General features: G+C 68.3%; 17 protein-coding genes. 10 read left to right on the forward strand and 7 right to left on the reverse strand.

Annotation, left to right across the window (positions count from 1 at the left end):
- The first annotated feature begins 316 nt into the window (after nt 1-316).
- The 3 genes from DL990_RS09235 (at nt 317) to DL990_RS09245 (ending at nt 2,652) form a co-directional block, all read left to right on the forward strand.
- Nucleotides 317-970, forward strand: coding sequence for a ferritin-like fold-containing protein (locus tag DL990_RS09235; protein WP_125798381.1), 654 nt, complete (start codon nt 317-319; stop codon nt 968-970).
- A gap of 59 nt (nt 971-1,029) precedes the next feature.
- On the forward strand, nt 1,030-1,260 hold the full coding sequence (locus DL990_RS09240; protein ID WP_125798382.1) for a DUF3107 domain-containing protein: 231 nt from the start codon (nt 1,030-1,032) through the stop codon (nt 1,258-1,260).
- 114 nt (nt 1,261-1,374) lie between these two features.
- Nucleotides 1,375-2,652, forward strand: coding sequence for a heparan-alpha-glucosaminide N-acetyltransferase domain-containing protein (locus tag DL990_RS09245; RefSeq protein WP_125798383.1), 1,278 nt, complete (start codon nt 1,375-1,377; stop codon nt 2,650-2,652).
- A gap of 234 nt (nt 2,653-2,886) precedes the next feature.
- On the opposite strand, the gene DL990_RS09250 is transcribed toward DL990_RS09245, so the two are convergent.
- The gene (locus tag DL990_RS09250) at nt 2,887-3,213 is read right to left on the reverse strand and encodes a DUF4873 domain-containing protein (protein ID WP_005167612.1); all 327 of its coding nucleotides are present in this window, start codon (nt 3,211-3,213) and stop codon (nt 2,887-2,889) included.
- On the reverse strand, nt 3,210-3,989 hold the full coding sequence (locus DL990_RS09255) for a TetR/AcrR family transcriptional regulator (protein ID WP_125780974.1): 780 nt from the start codon (nt 3,987-3,989) through the stop codon (nt 3,210-3,212). The genes DL990_RS09250 and DL990_RS09255 overlap by 4 nt, the downstream gene beginning before the upstream one ends.
- Nucleotides 3,990-4,039: 50 nt before the next feature.
- On the opposite strand from DL990_RS09255, the gene DL990_RS09260 reads away from it, so the two are divergent.
- Both DL990_RS09260 and DL990_RS09265 read left to right on the forward strand, forming a co-directional pair.
- The gene (locus DL990_RS09260; RefSeq protein ID WP_199746270.1) at nt 4,040-4,948 is read left to right on the forward strand and encodes a diiron oxygenase; all 909 of its coding nucleotides are present in this window, start codon (nt 4,040-4,042) and stop codon (nt 4,946-4,948) included.
- On the forward strand, nt 4,945-5,868 hold the full coding sequence (locus DL990_RS09265) for an alpha/beta fold hydrolase (RefSeq protein ID WP_125798384.1): 924 nt from the start codon (nt 4,945-4,947) through the stop codon (nt 5,866-5,868). Before DL990_RS09260 ends, DL990_RS09265 begins: the two co-directional genes overlap by 4 nt.
- A gap of 77 nt (nt 5,869-5,945) precedes the next feature.
- On the opposite strand, the gene DL990_RS09270 is transcribed toward DL990_RS09265, so the two are convergent.
- Nucleotides 5,946-6,482, reverse strand: a complete 537-nt coding sequence (locus tag DL990_RS09270) for a carboxymuconolactone decarboxylase family protein (RefSeq protein WP_125780980.1) — start codon at nt 6,480-6,482, stop codon at nt 5,946-5,948.
- Between the two features lie 122 nt (nt 6,483-6,604).
- On the opposite strand from DL990_RS09270, the gene DL990_RS09275 reads away from it, so the two are divergent.
- Nucleotides 6,605-6,820 carry a hypothetical protein gene (locus tag DL990_RS09275; protein WP_233620425.1) on the forward strand — a complete coding sequence of 72 codons (216 nt, stop codon included), beginning with the start codon at nt 6,605-6,607 and terminating at the stop codon, nt 6,818-6,820.
- 61 nt (nt 6,821-6,881) lie between these two features.
- Here the strand turns inward: DL990_RS09275 and DL990_RS09280 are convergent, their stop codons facing one another.
- Nucleotides 6,882-7,505: a TetR/AcrR family transcriptional regulator gene (locus DL990_RS09280; RefSeq protein ID WP_039922912.1), complete on the reverse strand. Its 624-nt coding sequence runs from the start codon at nt 7,503-7,505 to the stop codon at nt 6,882-6,884.
- A 321-nt stretch (nt 7,506-7,826) separates the two neighbouring features.
- Between DL990_RS09280 and DL990_RS09285 the strand changes: the two genes are divergently transcribed.
- The 3 genes from DL990_RS09285 (at nt 7,827) to moeZ (ending at nt 11,236) form a co-directional block, all read left to right on the forward strand.
- The gene (locus tag DL990_RS09285; protein WP_199746271.1) at nt 7,827-8,684 is read left to right on the forward strand and encodes an alpha/beta fold hydrolase; all 858 of its coding nucleotides are present in this window, start codon (nt 7,827-7,829) and stop codon (nt 8,682-8,684) included.
- An 81-nt stretch (nt 8,685-8,765) separates the two neighbouring features.
- Complete coding sequence (locus DL990_RS09290; RefSeq protein ID WP_125780982.1) at nt 8,766-9,941, forward strand: DUF3152 domain-containing protein; 1,176 nt, start codon at nt 8,766-8,768, stop codon at nt 9,939-9,941.
- 116 nt (nt 9,942-10,057) lie between these two features.
- Entirely contained in the window at nt 10,058-11,236 is a 1,179-nt protein-coding gene (gene moeZ, locus DL990_RS09295) for an adenylyltransferase/sulfurtransferase MoeZ (protein ID WP_125780984.1), read from the forward strand.
- 322 nt (nt 11,237-11,558) lie between these two features.
- Here the strand turns inward: moeZ and DL990_RS09300 are convergent, their stop codons facing one another.
- A complete protein-coding gene (locus DL990_RS09300; protein ID WP_125798385.1) occupies nt 11,559-12,524 on the reverse strand; it encodes a hypothetical protein in 966 nt (321 codons plus the stop codon).
- Nucleotides 12,525-12,629: 105 nt separating this feature from the next.
- On the opposite strand from DL990_RS09300, the gene DL990_RS09305 reads away from it, so the two are divergent.
- Nucleotides 12,630-13,427, forward strand: a complete 798-nt coding sequence (locus DL990_RS09305) for a TIGR02569 family protein (RefSeq protein ID WP_125798386.1) — start codon at nt 12,630-12,632, stop codon at nt 13,425-13,427.
- 39 nt (nt 13,428-13,466) lie between these two features.
- Here DL990_RS09305 and DL990_RS09310 read toward each other — a convergent pair whose 3' ends face one another.
- Nucleotides 13,467-15,701: an FtsX-like permease family protein gene (locus DL990_RS09310; protein WP_125798387.1), complete on the reverse strand. Its 2,235-nt coding sequence runs from the start codon at nt 15,699-15,701 to the stop codon at nt 13,467-13,469.
- Nucleotides 15,698-16,378 carry an ABC transporter ATP-binding protein gene (locus tag DL990_RS09315; RefSeq protein WP_125798388.1) on the reverse strand — a complete coding sequence of 227 codons (681 nt, stop codon included), beginning with the start codon at nt 16,376-16,378 and terminating at the stop codon, nt 15,698-15,700. The genes DL990_RS09310 and DL990_RS09315 overlap by 4 nt, the downstream gene beginning before the upstream one ends.
- Nucleotides 16,379-16,381: the final 3 nt, after the last annotated feature.

The raw sequence follows: 16,381 nt of genomic DNA on the forward strand, positions 1-16,381 counted from the left end.
GAAAATTCGCTCGGGCTCCGCGCTACTGGCGCTGAAGCGGCCCTTCGTGGGAATGCCGCAGGATGGCGTGCACGCACATCATTCTTGCGCTGATCGGGGCCGCACCGGCTGTCCTTCAGCCGCAGCGGCGTCCCGATCCGGGACGGATGATCCGTCGTATCCGGCCGTCAGTCTACCTGATCTGCGGTTTTCTGATAGTCCCCGCCGCGCCCGGACGTGGGAAGGCTCTCTTTCCGGCCGAAGCCCCCGCCGCGCCCGGAGGTGGGATCGGTCTCTTCCCGTCCGGGCGGGTGTGTTCGGCGATACCCTTTCCGCCGTGACGGAGGCAAAGCAGATCAGCGAGGGCGTAGTCGATTTGCTCGGCGTACTCGCCTACGGGGAATTGTCCGCATTCGATCGCCTGGCCGAGGACGCGCGCACCGCGCCGACGCTGTCCGGCCGCGCCGCGCTGGCGTCCATGGCGGCCGCCGAGATCGGGCACTACGACCTGCTCACCAAGCACCTCGCGGGGTACGGCGTCGCGATCGAAGACGCCATGAGGCCCTTCGTCGGGCACATCGACGCCTGGCACGCCTCCACCGCGCCGCGTTCCTGGCTCGAGTCCCTGGTGAAGGCCTACGTCGGAGACGGGCTCGCGGCGGACCTCTACCGCGAGATGGCCAGCTGGCTCGACCCCGAAACCAAGGATCTGGTGCTCACCGTGCTCGCCGACACGGGGCATTCCGCGTTCGCCGAACGCGAAGTCGCGGCCGGGATCGAGGCCGACCCGAAGGCGCGGGACAAGCTGGCGCTGTGGGGCCGTCGCCTGCTGGGCGAGGCGTTGACGCAGGCCCAGTACGTCGTCGCCGAGCGGGACGGGCCCGCCGAGCTCATCGTCGAGGGCTCCGGCGACCTTTCGGGAATCGCCGCGCTGTTCCGCCGGTTGCAGCAGGGGCATACCAAACGCATGCAGGTGCTGGGGCTCGGCTGACGTCTCTTCGGCTAGCCTTGGCGGGCCAGTAGTTTCGAACTTTCAAGCGGAGGTCCCACGTGGAGGTCAAGATCGGCATCAAGGACACGCCGCGAGAGCTCGTGGTGTCCAGCAGCCAGTCGCCCGACGAGGTCGAGGAACTGGTCGCGAACGCCTTGAGGGCCGGCGACGGGATCTTACGCCTCGACGACGAGAAGGGCCGTAAGTACATCGTGCCCACCGACCGGATCGCCTACGTCGAGATCGCGCCGTCAGACGTTCGCAAGGTCGGCTTCGCTGTTGGTGGCTAACCCGATCGGGTTGTAGTCGGATGTCACAGTGGCGTCACCGCCGCGTCTCAGCCAGCTCTCAGATTTGATCGTCACGCTAAGGCGGGGACGGCAGGGGGCTAGCCGAGAAATGAGGTGGACGGCGTCACTGTGATGGACCGCGCGCTGGTCGACGGCGTGCGTACAGTTCCCGAACAAGGCAAGCGGGCCGCTGGGCGGCTGACCGGCATCGACGTCGCCCGCGGCCTGGCCGTTCTCGGCATGTACGCGGTGCATGTCGGCCCCGATCCCGCCAAAGGCGGCGTCGGGCTGCTGTTCAAACCGTTCGAAGGCCACTCCGCGGCGTTGTTCGCGGTACTGGCCGGAGTCTCCATCGCGCTGATGTCCGGTGGACGCCGCCCGAAACTGGGCCGCGACCGGACGCGCGTCGCGCTCAAGCTGGCGACCCGGGCACCGCTGCTGGTGGCTCTGGGACTGTGGCTGACCAGCCTTGAGACCGGCTACATGGTGATCCTGGCCTACTACGGGGCCTGTTTCCTCTTCGCGATCCCATGGCTGCGCGCGGGTGCGAAGGCGCTGGCGATCGCGGCGGTCGTCGTCGCCGTGGCGGGCCCGCTGCTCTCACATCTGATCAGAGCGCAACTGCTTCCTCGCGACCTGCTCTTCTTCGCGCCGGACCTGACCGCGGACGATGTCACCTCGACCGGGCTGCTGAAAGCCGCGGCCGTTCTCGTCCTGACCGGGACCTTCCCCGCATTGACGCTGATGGCGTACGTGTTCGCGGGGATGTCGCTCGGGCGGATGGATCTGACGTCGCGCAGCGTGTGCCGTCGGCTGTTCTTCGGCGGATCGGCGCTCGCGGTCGGCGGCTACCTCGTGTCCTGGCTCGCGACCGGGCCGCTCGGCGGCATGCAGGCCGTCTACCGCTCACTGGAACCGGCCGCCGCGCAGATGGGGATGACGCCGCCGGAATTCCTCCGGCTCCACCAGACCTGGATCCACGGCACACCGCCGACCACCAGCTGGGCCTGGGAACTGCTGCCGACAGGCACTTCGTACACGCCGTTCGACCTGCTGATCTCGATCGGGATCGCGGCGGCGGTGATCGGCGGCTGCCAGCTGCTGATGCCGAAGTTCGAGCGCGTGCTGCGGCCGCTTTCGGATCTGGGCGGGCGGGTGCTGAGCGCGTACGTGCTGCATTTCGTGGCGATCGCGCTGCTGTGGGACGAGAGCGACGGCGATTCGATCTTCAGCGTGCTGCACTTCGTCGAGTTCTCGGTGGTCGCGCTGACCGCGGCCGTGCTGTGGCGGAGGTTCGTCGGGCGCGGGCCGCTGGAATGGGCGATGAACAAGCTGTCGAGCTGGCCGAACCTGGTGCCGCGTACTCGGGTGCCCGCTCAACGACAGGGCTGACGTTCTCTTGAAGCGCGGGTTGGGCTGCTGCGGTGGTGCGGTGGTCGCGACCTCGTGACGATGTAGGGATCGGGACACTGAACGTCCCGATTCCTACATCGTCAGCCTTCGGCCGCTCATGAACCGGCGGCTTAACGCCGCTCACCCCGCAGGCTGGTCCCCAAGTACATGAAGGCCCCCCTTCCTTGCGTCTAGCGCAAGGAAGGGGGCCTTCATGTACTTCTGCCTCAGCGGTCAGGCGTTGAGTTCGTTCAGTTCTTCCAGTGAGGTCGGCACGTGGAAGGGCGGCGTGCTGGTGCCCATGATGCGGTAGCGGTCCCACGGGTCCGGGTCGGAGAGTTCGCCCTTCGCGCTGTACTCGCCCGCGCGGATCTCGACGGCGGTCTTCTTGCCGCCGGCGGCCGCGGACACCTGCTCGTTGGTGGCCACGCGGCCGTACCAGCGGTAGTACCCGTCGATGGGCTGGAAGTAGCCCCGCAGGTCGACCGTCGCGGCGATCTCGGTTCCGTCGATCACGAGGACCGCTTCGCCGGCGTAGCCGTCTTCGTCGTGCTCGCTCATTGCCCCTCCGCCTGCTTTTCCTGGGTCTTCCGCATTTGGATGACCTTGTTCTCTTCGAGCGGCAGAGTGGGATCGATGACGATGCCCTGCTGCCGGGAGAGGCCGTCGATCGCGGCCCAGATGATCTGTGTCAGGTATTCGACGACGCTGTCGCGGCCCATCGAGCGCCGGTCCAGCCACCATTCGCCGGTGCTCTGCACCATGCCGACGATGCCGTGCGCCCACGGTTCGGCGGCGCCGGAGTCCATGTTGAACATCCGCATGTAGTCGCCGAGCAGCGCGGTGAGCGCGGTGGCGATCAGTTCCTTGTCCTCGGCGACGACGTCGGATTTGACGACCACCTTCTCCTGGAGGCCGCCGCGTGCGAGCAGGCGGTACAGGTTCGGGTGCTCCTCGATGACGCTGAAGAACGCGTCGAGCGCCATCCGGATCCGGGGGATCGGGGCGAGTTCGGAGTTGATGGCCGGGATCAGCCGCTGGAAGAGGATCTCCGTGCCGCGCTGCCCGAGTGCGACGTACAGATCCGCCTTGTCGTCGAAGTGCCGGTACAGCACGGGTTTCGTGACGCCCGCTTCGGCGGCGACGTCTTCCATGCCGAGGTCCGGCCCGTGCGCGTCGAGCGCCCGGAGGGCCGCTTCGACGAACTCCGCGCGGCGCGCGATCCGGTGTTTGCGCCAGCGGTCGCGGCGGGCGTCGCCCGTGTCGGCCTCACCCGCGGTGGGGTGCTTGCTCGACTGCTTGCTGTTGCGCTTGACACGTTCGATCACCCAAGTCATGCTACCAGAGGTAACTGTTACCGCGAGTTACAGATAGGGGTGTGTCGGCAATGACGCGGGCGCTGAAGGAAACAGACCGGGAGAAGACAGCCGAGCGGCTGCTCAAGTCCTCCGCAAACAAGTTCTACGACCCCGACGTCGACATCGACTGGAACGCTCCGCTCGTGGACGGGAAGCGCTACATCCCGGCACATCGCTCTTCGCTCTACGGCACCGAGCTGTGGGACTCGCTGTCGGAAGAGCAGCGCATCGAACTCGGCAAGCACGAGGTCGCGAGCGTCGCCACGACAGGACTGTGGTTCGAAATCCTCCTGATGCAGATGCTGCTCAAGGAGGTCTACGAGGAAGACCCCACCAGCTCGCACGCCCAGTACGCGCTGACCGAGATCGCGGACGAATGCCGTCACTCGACGATGTTCGCGCGGATGGCCTCGCGGATCGGCTGCCCGTCCTACGGGCCGGTGCCGTGGCTGCGGCGGCTGGCGAAACTGATGCCGTCGATCAGCTACGGCCCCGCGCGGTACGGCGCGATCCTCGTCGCCGAAGAGGTCCTCGATCGGCTTCAGCGCGAGCAGATGAACGATCCGGACATCCAGCCGCTGGTGCGCATGGTGAACCGGATCCACGTGCTCGAGGAAGCCCGGCATGTCACCTTCGCCCGCGAAGAGGTCACTCGCGGAATGGCGAAACTGTCGAAGAAGGAAATCCTCTACCAGCAGTTCATCATCGCGGTCATTTCGTACTTCGTGACGCGGGCCTTCATCAACCCGAACGTCTACAAGGCCGTCGGTATCCGGCCGCGCGACGGCGTCGAAGCCGCGCTGAACAACCCCAACTGGCGCGAAAGCATCCAGTGGGCTGGCGAGAAGATCATGCCGTTCCTGCAGGAATCCGGTCTGGTCGGCAAGCCCGGCATGTACTTCTGGCGCAAGTCCTTCCTGCTGCCGGGGAAGCGATGAAGAGCGTCAAACAGCGCGACGCCGTCTCGTGGGACCCGTCGCGGGAACACCGTTTCGTGACCGGCGACGGCACCGCGCTGCACGTCGAGATGAGCGGCCCGGCCGACTCCGAACTCACGCTGATACTCGTGCACGGCTGGACGCAGGATCACCGGACCTGGGACGGCGTGGCGTCGCGGCTCGGCGACTCCGTCCGGATCCTGCGCTACGACCTGCGCGGTCACGGCGGTTCCGCGCCGGCGAAACCGGGAACGGCCACGATCGCGACCCTCGCCGACGACCTCGCCGAACTGATCGAGGACCGCGTCCCGAACGGACCGATCGTGCTCGCCGGGCACTCCATGGGCGGCATGACGATCATGGAACTTTCCCGCAGGCATCCCGATCTGGTGGACCGGCGCGTCGCAGGGGTCGCGTTCGTCGCCACATCGTCCGGTGAGATGGACCGGATCACCCTCGGCCTGCCGGGGATCGCGGGCAGCGGCGCGGCGAGGTTCGAACGGAGGCTCGCGAAGCTGCTCGCGAAGAACCGCCGGGACGCCTTGCCGCTGCCGCTGTCGGTGGTGCGGCCCGGCGCGCGGCTGCTCGTCTTCGGGCGGCGGCCTCAGCGGGCCGACGTGGACTCGGTCGCCGAACAGTTGCTTTGCGCGCATCCGGCGAGCGTCGCCGGATTCCAGGACGCGATCTCCCGGCACGACTGCCGGGTCACCCTCTCCGCGCTGCAGGGCAAACCGGTGATCGTGCTGACGGGGGAGCGGGACAGGCTCTGCCCGCCCCCGCACGCCAAGGTCATCGCCGACGCGCTGCCGGAGGCTGAATTCGTGCGTTACCCGGGCGCCGGGCACATGCTGCCGCAGGAACGAACGCAAGAAGTTTCGGACCGCATCGCGGCACTCGTCCGCCGCGCCGCGAGGGTCTGAAAGCGGGAGCAAGGGACCTTTGCTCTCGCTTCTCTCGACATTGAGAGAAGCGGGAGCAAAGGTCCCTTGCTCTCTTTTCAGAGGCGTGTGTAGCCGTTCTCCAGGAGACGGACGCCTGCCTCCCGATAGGCGTCCTGGTCGTCGATGGCGATCGTGGCCAGCCCGTCGACGTAGCGGTTGAACATGCAGAAGGCGGCCGCGATCAGGACGGTGTCGTGGATTTCGACGTCCGTCGCGCCCTCCGCGCGGGCGATCTCGATCAGCTCTTCGCTCACGGACTTCCCGCCTTCGCGGACTGCGAGCGCGACGTGCAGAAGCGACCGCACCTTCGCCGACACGGGTGCGCCGTCGATGTCCTTCCAAGCCGCTTCGACAACCGGCATGCCCCCTTCGAGCGCTTCGGCGGCGACGGCGCCGTGACTGCGTGAGCAGAACGTGCAGTCATTGCCGCGCGAGACGACCGCGGCGATCAGTTCCCGCTCGCCGACGCTGAGGCTGCTCGGGCCGCGAAGCAGGACCTCGGCGAGTTGCCCGAGCGGTGCCGCCGTCTCCGGCCGGTAGGCGAACAGGGCGGTGATGCCGGGCAGGTTCTCGTCGAGCGCGATGTGGGGCATGGAGACTCCTCGCGGATCGGGACGCGGTCGCTTGATTCATAGCCGAATCGCGGCTCTGCCCGGTGCCGCTGGATGGCCCAAAGCGAGAGCAAAGGTCCCTTGCTCTCGCCGGAGGCGCCAGCGTGATCGCCGTGGTCCTCGGCGCGGCCCTGCTTACCGGCATCGGCGGCGAAACCACTGAAGCCGGGAGCGACGCGGAGTTCACCGGCGCCGGCCGCGGCAAGATCGTGCTGCCCGGATTCGTCGACCCGCAGAACCACCTGTGGCAGTCGCTATCCGCGGCTGCGCGGCCGACAAGGAACTCATCGGCCGACTCGGCAAATGCGTCGGCCCAGTGACCCACGCAATTCGTCACCTACTTGCGATCGAGATGAACGCAAGTAGGTGACGAATTGCGGGTCAGTGCTGCAGCGGGAAGCCACCGCCGATCCCTCGCCAGGCGAGGTTGGCGGTGAGGGCGACGGCCTCTTCGCGGCTCATCGACTTGTGGTGCGCCAGCCAGAACCGCGCGCTGACCTGCGAGAGGCCCACGAGGCCGACCGCGAGCAGCCGTGCCTTGTCCTCGTCGAGGCCCGCGTCGGCGGTGATGGTCTCGGTGATCGCGTCGACGCTGGCCGACGTCGCCCGGTCCACCGCCTCCTGCACGGCGGGCTCGCCGCGAAGGTCGGACTCGAAGACCATCCGGAACGCGCCCGCGTCGTTGTTGACGAAGTCGAAGAACGCGCCGACGGTCGCCGGCACGCGCTGCTTGTTGTCCGTCGTGGAGTCGAGCGCGTCCTTGACCCGCCGCACCAGTTCGTCGACGTGGCTCTCCAGCAGCGCGATGTAGAGGTCGAGCTTGCCGGGGAAGTGCTGGTAGAGGACCGGCTTGCTGACTCCGGCCTCTTCGGCGATCTCGTCCATCGCGGCGGCGTGGTAGCCGTTCGCGGCGAACACCCGCTGAGCGGCGGCCAGCAGCTGGGCGCGGCGTTCCGTTCTGGGCAGGCGGACGCCTCGTGCCTGCAGTCGCGCCATTTCTGTCATCGTTCCTCCAGTTCGAGGCACTCGTCTCCGCCGCGAACGCATCAGCCTTGTTCAAGGCGATCCTTACCGCCGAGAACTCATCAGCGCAGTCGAGCGGGCTCCGCCGGGCGGGGTCACCGCCGCGTGAAGTGACCTCGAGATTACTCGCCGGTACAGCCGGACCGCCAAGGGTCGGGCATCCTTGGTGCTGTGTCTTCTCCAGTTTCCCGTGCCGCCGGGGGCCGCCCGTCGTTGACCCACGTACCGCTGTCGCGCAGGTCGTTGCCGTCGCTCGACCCCGCGCCGCCGCCGTGGCCCGGGGAAACAATAGGTGTCGGCGGGGTGAAATTGCACATCCGCCGGACCCCTGGGGGTCCCGAGACGGCGGTCTACGTCCACGGGCTCGGCGGCTCGTCCACGAATTGGACCGATCTCGCCGCCCTCCTGGCGCCCCAAGCGGCAGGTACTTCGGTCGATCTGCCGGGGTTCGGCTACTCGGAGCCGCCCGACGCTTTCGACTTCAGCCTCGACGCGCACGCCGAGATCGTCGCGAGCCACATCAAGAGCCTCGACGCCGGGCCGGTGCACCTGTTCGGCAACTCGATGGGGGGAGCGGTCGCGCTGCTCGTCGCGGCCAGGCATCCGGAACTGGTGAAGACGCTGACGCTGATCTCGCCGGCGATGCCGGATCTCCGTCCCAGCATGAAGCGGTTGTCCGATCCGCGGATGGCGTTCGCGTATCTGCCGCTGATCGGCCCGCGGGTGCGCCGTCAGCTGGCCGCGCTGGGCCCGCGCGAACGCGCCATGCAGGTCATCAAGCTCTGCTTCGCCGACCCGGGCCGCTTCGCCGAAAGCAGGCTGGACGAGCTGGAAGAGGAGCACAGCGCTCGCGCCGCCTTCGCCTGGGCCGCCCCCGCGCTCGCTCGCAGCACGTTCGGCATCTTCCGGACGTGGTCCGCGCGCGGTCCCGCGTCGTTGTGGGCCGTCGCGCCGAACGTCGCCGCGCCGACACTCGTAGTTTGGGGACAGCACGACCGGGTGATCTCCGTCCGGCGCGCGGAGCGCACCGCTCGGCTACTTCCGCACGCCCGGTTGCTCGTTCTCCCCCGAACCGGCCACGTGGCGCAGATGGAACGCCCGAATGTCGTAGCGCAGGCCGTTTTGGGCATGTGGGAATCGGTCGAATCGGGCACCTGGTAGCCCATTCGGGTGGGCAGGACACGCCGCGCGAAGCGCCGGTCGCTCACAACATCACAGTTCGGTTATGGCACCCTGGTTCCCGTGGACCGGGTTAAGCAAGGCGCGCAGGGCGAAGGACGGCGGTCTCAGTACTCCGCCTCCGGTCGCCGTCCGCCGCGTACCCAGCCGCGGACCTCCGACGCGCCGCGCACCGGCCAGTACCGGCCGACACCGCCGCCGTCGCAGCGGCTCGACGAGGACCGCTACCGCCCCGGCGGCCGCCGGACCAGCGCCCAGCCGCTCAGCGCGTCGTGGAAGCCGCACGAGCCGGGCGCCGCCAAGTCCAAGACGCGCAAGAGCAAGGGCGGCATCGGCCACTTCGCCAAGACCTACGGCTGGCGCGTGTACGCGCTGCCGATCCTCGTGGTGATCACCGCGCTGGTCGTGTTCAACACCGCCACCGGCCCGCCCGAGCCGATCCCCACGGACGGGGCGAGCCTCGCTTCGGCCGATGGATCCGACGGTTCCGCCGGCAACGGCGGCGAGCCGGGCGCGGGTGTCGACGGGGGCGGCGACGTTCTCCCGGAGAATCCGGCCAAACCGGTCGATCTCAAGATCCCGACCGCGGATCTGCCCAAGGGCGGTCCTTTCACCGAGTCCGGCAAGGGCACGTATCACGTGGTGCCGGGCAAGGGAGAGAAGGTCGGGACGGGGCAGCTGTACACGTACACCGTCGAGGTCGAGGACGGCATCGATCCCACCAGCTACCTCGGTGACGACAGTTTCGCCACGATGGTGGAGGGCACCCTGTCCAATCCCAAGAGCTGGACGTGGGACGGCAAGAAGGCACTCCAGCGCGTGGACGCGAGTTACCCGAACCCCACCTTCCGCGTGAGTCTGACCACACCGAACACGACGCATCGCGCGGACGTCTGCATGTTCCAGATCACCTACGAGACCTCGTGTTACCGCGCGAGTTTCGACAAGCGCGTGGTGATCAACCTCGCCCGCTGGGTGCGGGGGGCGATGGCCTTCGAGAGCGACATGACCGGATATCGCCAGTACGCCATCAATCACGAAGTCGGGCATGCCCTGGGCGGAAAACACGTGGGCTGCAAGGAGAACGGCGGGATCGCGCCGGTGATGATGCAGCAGACGTTCGGCGTCTCCAACGACTTCGTGGCGCAGCTGAACAACCTTCCCGGCGGCGACCGCGGCAAGGTGCCCGCGGACGGCAAGGTCTGCAAACCCGGCTCCTGGCCGAACCAGACACCTTAGCCCCGCCATCCCATCTGCTGGAATTTCCCAGGATCTGAAACAGGGGAAGTCGTTTCCGCCTGTCGGTGTTGTAGATACTGGGATGCGACCGCGATCCACGCGAGATGGAGGACCCGATGTCAGGCACGCTGCCGCCGCTCGTTGAGCCGGCCGCCGAGCTCACCAAGGAAGAGGTGGCCCGGTACAGCCGTCACCTGATCATCCCGGACGTCGGGATGACCGGGCAGAAGCGGCTGAAGAACGCCAAGGTGCTGGTCATCGGTGCCGGCGGCCTCGGCAGCCCGGCGCTGCTGTACCTGGCCGCGGCCGGGGTCGGCACACTCGGCATCGTCGACTTCGACGAGGTCGACGAATCGAACTTGCACCGCCAGGTCATCCACGGCCAGTCCGACATCGGCAAGCTCAAGGCGGCGTCCGCGCAGGAGTCGCTCGCCGAGATCAACCCGTTCGTCAAGGTGCACCTGCACACCGACCGGCTCGAGTCGTCCAACGCGCTGGAGCTGTTCGAGCAGTACGACCTGATCCTCGACGGCACCGACAACTTCGCGACGCGCTACCTGGTCAACGACGCCGCCGTGCTCACCGGCAAGCCCTACGTGTGGGGCTCGATCTACCGGTTCGAGGGGCAGGCGAGCGTGTTCTGGGAGGACGCGCCGAACGGCAAGGGCCTCAACTACCGCGACCTCTACCCCGAGCCGCCGCCGCCCGGCATGGTGCCGTCGTGCGCCGAGGGCGGGGTGCTGGGCGTGCTGTGCGCGTCGATCGGCTCGATCATGGTGAACGAGGCGATCAAGCTGATCACCGGCATCGGTGAGCCGCTGCTGGGCAGGCTCGTCAGCTACGACGCGCTCGAGATGAAGTACCGCGAGGTCAAGATCCGCAAGGATCCGGAGACCCCGAAGATCACCGAGCTCATCGACTACGAAGCCTTCTGTGGCGTTGTGTCCGACGAAGCCGCTTCGGCCGCTTCGGGGCACACGATCACTCCGGCGGAGCTCAAAGCCAAGTTCGACAACGGCGACAACTTCGCCCTCATCGACGTCCGCGAGCCGCACGAGTACGAGATCGTGAACATCAAGGGTGCGACGCTCATCCCGAAGGACAAGATCCTCTCGGGCGAAGCGCTGTCGGAACTGCCGCAGGACAAGCCGATCGTGCTGCACTGCAAGTCGGGCGCGCGTTCGGCGGAGGCGCTCGCGGCGTTGCACCAGGCCGGGTTCAAGGACGCGACCCACCTCGGTGGCGGCGTGCTTGCCTGGGCGCGGCAGATCGACCAGAGTCTGCCGACTTACTGAGGGTTCTCGCTGGGCCCAGGGTGCGGGCGATAGCAAAGGTCCCTTGCTCTCTTCGGTCCGGCGAGCGCACCTCTCGCCGCTGATGCAATGAAAGGCTCCTTCCTTGCAAATTTCGCAAGGAAGGAGCCTTTCATTGCACGCGCGGCCTTCACGGCGACCTTCACGGGCTGGCGGACCGGCGGCCCCTCGTGCGCCCTGGCCCACGGTGCGGCGATAGCAAAGGTCCCTTGCTCTCTTCTTGGCGGTGCCGTGAGGGCCTCCTTGCCTACTCTGAAGGTAGTGAAGGAGGCCTTCACGGACTCTGGGGCCCTCAAGGGGGCTTTCACGGACCGGACCCGCCCGCGAAGATCGCCCGCACGAAGGTCGTGAACCCCGCGACGACGTCCGTCCGGTTCCCGCGGGACGACTTCGGCACGGCGGCGATGATCTCGGCGTCGGTCAGTGGATGGGTCTTCGCGGCCAAGTCGCGCAGTTCCTCGGGTTTCCAGTTGTGGTTGCCCGCGACGTGCACCGACAGCGCGCCGCGCCGCTGGATGAATTCGATCCGGTCCGCGTTCCGCCGGAGGAATTCGCCGTCGCCGACTTGGGTGCACGTCGCGTTCGAGAGGTGCCAGCCGGTCTTCACCGACGTCTCGCAGCTCTCGACGGCGTCGGTCGCGAAGGTCCAGACGGGCGAGATCCACAGCTGGGGCGCGTACTCGACGATCAGCGCTCCGGAGTCTTCGGTCGTCTTGGTCGGGAGCCGCCGGGGACCGAGGTCGGCCGCGAGGGTGCGGTCGCGCGGAACACCGGTCACGGCCAGCCGCCGGGTGGCGGTGTCTTCGGGCAGGGCCGCGGGGATGGCGATCCCGCCCGCGATCGCCGCGATCAAGAGGATCCCGGCGGTGGCCCGGATCCGGAGGTCGTACGCGAACAGCCCCGCGACGAGCAGCACCGGCACCCCGAGGAACGGCACCGCGAACCAGGAATCGAACGCCTCCGCCACCTCCACCACGAAGATCGCGCCGAAAACGCCGGAAATCCCGGTCGCGAAAGCCCACGCCAGCCGGGGCCAGGGTTTCGCGACGGCAGGAAAGGCTTCCGGCGCGGCGAATCCGACGAGGTAGACCATGCCGATCGACACGAGCGGCACCGGCAACGCGATCCAGGGAGCGTGCAGGAACGCGGCGAGCGGGAGCAGCAGGCCCACGGTGACCGAGCCCAGGGTGCCGAGCAGCCACAGTGAGCCGAGTGCGAGGGCGGCGAGCTGCCCGTCGGTGAGACGGCGCTGCGCCGTTCGGGGGGTCACGGTCGAAGAATGGCAGGTCAGAAGCGATCCTGTCTTGAGTATCGCTACTCAACACCAGCGCGTCTTCTCGTTCGTGGCGCGGAAGACGGGGTAACGTCCCGAGCCGTGCGTGCCACCCTTGAAAGCCCTCCGGAACACGTCTGTTCGGCGTTCGGCGGACGTATCGGTGACGCGGAACCGCTGCCCGGCACCACCGCTTGGCGCTACAACGGTCTCGTGCTCAAGCCCGTCGTGGACAAGTCGCGGACGCTGTGGACGGCGCGGGCGCTGGAGGCCATCGACGAGCCGGGGTTGCGGGTCGCGAAACCCGTTCGGTCCAGCGACGGCCGGTGGGTGGTCGGCGGCTGGTCGGCGAACCGGTTCGTGTCCGGTACGGCCGAGCACCGCTACGACGAGGTCGTGCACGCGGCGGTCAAACTGCATCGGGCGACGGCCGGGTTGCCGCGGCCGGATTTCCTGGGGCGGCGCACCGATCTCGAGGCGCTGGCCGACAAACTCGCCTGGGGCGAGGCGGACATGTCGCTCGACGAGAACAAGGGCGGCCGCTGGTTCGAGGTGCTGGCGGGCTCCCGAAGACCGGTCAAACTGCCGGACCAGGTCGTGCACGGGGAGCTTCTCGCCGGCGTGCTGTTCGACGGCGACGCGGCCCCGGGCATCGTCGATTTCGTGCCGTATTACCGGCCAGGTGAATGGGGCGCCGCGATCGTCGCGGTCGACGCGCTGGCCTGGGGCGGCGCCACCATCGATCTTCTCGAACGCTGGGCGCATCTGCCCGAATGGCCCCAGCTTCTCCTGCGGGCGATCCTCTTCCGCCTCGCCGCCAACGCTCTCGACCCGCGGTCGACGCGAGCGGCGCACGACGGGCTCCGCGCCGCCGCCCGCGACGTCAGCGCCGTGTTGTAGGTCCGTGAAGGCCCCGGGCAAGGGGCCTTCACGGACGGGTCACTCGGTGCGCAGGTTCTCCGCTTTCGCGGCCGAGCGCACGGACGGCACGGTCGACGCCGTCACCAGCAGCACCATCGCGACCGCTGCCGCGATGAGCATCCCCACCGCGGACCACTCGACGTACAGCCCGTCCCAGAACAGCCGCCTGGCCAGCGCGGCGAGGGCGATCGCGGTCGCCGTGGCGACCACGATGCCCAGCAACAGCGGAATCCCGTTCTGCCACAACAGGGACCGGACGATCACGCGCACCGGGACACCGGTGGCGGACAGCGCCCCGAGCGCCCGGCGCCGTTCCCGGACCTGTTCCTGGGCGAGCACCAGCAGGCTCACCCCGGCCAGCAGCAGGACCAACAGGGCGCCGCCGAACAGGATGTTCCGCGCGTCGTCGAACATCCGGGCCTCGTCGGAGGCCCGTTTTCCGTTGTAGGACGCCACGGTGACCTGTCCGCTGTACGGCGCCACCGAGTTCCGCACCAGTTCGACGAAGTCCGGATCCCCGGTCGTCCCGCGCAGGCTCACCGTGACCGGCGCGGCGGCCAGGTCGACGCCCGCCACCGCGGCGGGTGTCGCGAGCACGTGCACCGCGAGCTGCTCGGCGAGCCCCGACTGTTTCACCTCGAGTGGTCGCGGCGTGACCGGAACGGTCCATGGCCGCTCGCGCTTGTCGTTGTCGACGAGTTTCACCGTCTGTCCTTTTTGGATGGACGTGGTGCCGGTGAACACGTCACCGTCGCGGCAACCGGTCGCGGTGGTGGCCGCTTCGATCGTGGCGCAGTCGGCGACGGCGAAGGAGGCGAGCGCGCTGTTCGCGTCGACGAACATCGAGCGCATGGTCTGAAAGTCGGCCGCGCCGGGAACCGCGCGGACGGCGGCCACCGCCCGGTCGGCCACCGGGCCGTCCGCGTGAACGGTGGCCCGGCCTTCGGTTCTGTCCTCGTAACCGGCCGTCAGCACCGCTTGGCCGGTCAACAGGCTTTGCAACCCGATCGCCCCGGCGAGCACCACACAGAGACCCGCGACCACCCGCGACGGGGTCCCGCTGTCGTTCCGCAGACGGCGGATCGCGAGCTGGAACGACGGCGGTCCACCCTTGATCCTGGAGACGACGCGGTCCAGCAGCCACGGCAGCAACGCCGGGATCCCGAGCATCAGCAGGACGGCGCCGCCGATGAGCGCGAACCGGCCGAGTTCGCTGGCGACGCCCAGATCCGGGGCTATCAAAGCGATTCCGGCGACGACCGGCAGCAGCCGCCACCACAACCGGCGCTGCGGCGGCGTGGTCTCGCGGACGACTCCGAGCGGTTCGACGACCGTGTGCCGTTGGGCCGCCCCAGCCGTCGCGACGGTCAGGGCCGGGATCACGAGCACGATCAGCGCCACCAACGGCCACGACGGCGTCAGGTCCTTCGGATACACCCCGAAACGGAACACCTGGAAGTCCGCCACCGCGCCGCGGAAGAGCAGGAACGACGCGCCACCGGCGACCAGTCCGGCCACGGCGCCCACGAGGGATTCCGCCGCGGTGATCCGGCGCAGCTGGTTGAGGGACGAGCCTGCCAGTCGTAATGCGGCGAGCCTCCGGTCACGGGACGCACCGCCGAGCCGGGAGACCGTCCCGACGAAGATGAACACCGGCGTGAGCAGGACGAAAAGGCCGACCAGCAGCAGTGAAAGGATTCCCCGTTCGAACGGTGTTTCGTAGCCGTAGTCGGAACCGAACGCGTAGGTCGCGATGCCACCGCTCAGTTCGTCCGTGCCGACGTAGGCGACCAGGTCGTTCGGATTGAGCACCGCCGCCGCGTCGATGATCCCGACGGGTTTGCCGGGCAGGCGCGGCCGCAGCAGGCCACTGGTGTCGGACGCGACGAGTTCTTCCAGTTTCGGTGAAAGGAAGACCTCACCCGGCGCGGGCAGCCGGTCCACGCCCGGCGGGATCGGCGAGGTCGGCCCGGTGGGCTGGAGGTGGACGAGCGCGATCGCCTGGCCACGGAAGTCGGTCTTGGTCGCGCTGTAGTTCAGCGGTGTGACACCCGGGATCGGTTCGTTCCGCGGGGAAGCGGCGTACGCCCGCTGGTCGCGGTTCTCCTTGACGGTGCCCGCGGAGGAGCCGATCAGGAGGATCGCCACCGCGAGCCCGATGCCGACGGTGCTCAGGACGAGCCTGATGATCGAGCCCCGGCCGCCCCCGACGGCCAGCCGGAACCCGAGCAGCAGATCTTCGCGTCCGGTCATCGGGTGACCACCGGTTCGCGGGTCCGGCCGTCTCGCACGATGACCTCCCGGTCGGAGTAGGCGGCCACCCGCGGTTCGTGGGTGACCAGGACGACGGCGGCGTCGGTCTGTTTCGCCGTCTCGGACAGCAGGCGCATGACGAGCTCACCGCTCAGCGAGTCCAGCGCGCCGGTCGGTTCGTCGGCGAAGATCACCGACGGTTCGGTGATCAACGCCCTCGCCATGGCGACCCGCTGGCTCTCCCCGCCCGAAATCCGGCCGGGAGTGCTGTCGTCCGAGTCGCCGACTTCCAGCCGGTCGAGCCAATCGCGCGCGATGTGCTCGGCGGGACGGCGTTTCATCCCGCCCAAGCGCAGCGGCAGCGCGACGTTCTCCAGGCAGGTCAGCTCCGGGACGAGCTGCCCGAACTGGAAGACGAAACCGAATTCGGTGCGGCGCAAGGCGCTGCGTTCGGCGTCGGGCATGATCGCGAGATCGCGCCCGCGGAACAGCACCTGGCCGCCGTCGGGCCGCAGGATGCCGGACAGGCAGTGCAGCAGTGTTGATTTCCCGGATCCCGATGGGCCCATGATCGCGACGATCTCACCGGCTTCGACCGTCAGCCCGGCCCCGGCCAGCGCCTGATTCGGGCCGAAGGCCTTGTGCAGGCCGAGCCCGTGTAACAACGGTGTTTCCACTGT

The sequence above is a fragment of the Amycolatopsis sp. WAC 01416 genome (assembly GCF_003947485.1).
Lineage (GTDB): Bacteria > Actinomycetota > Actinomycetes > Mycobacteriales > Pseudonocardiaceae > Amycolatopsis.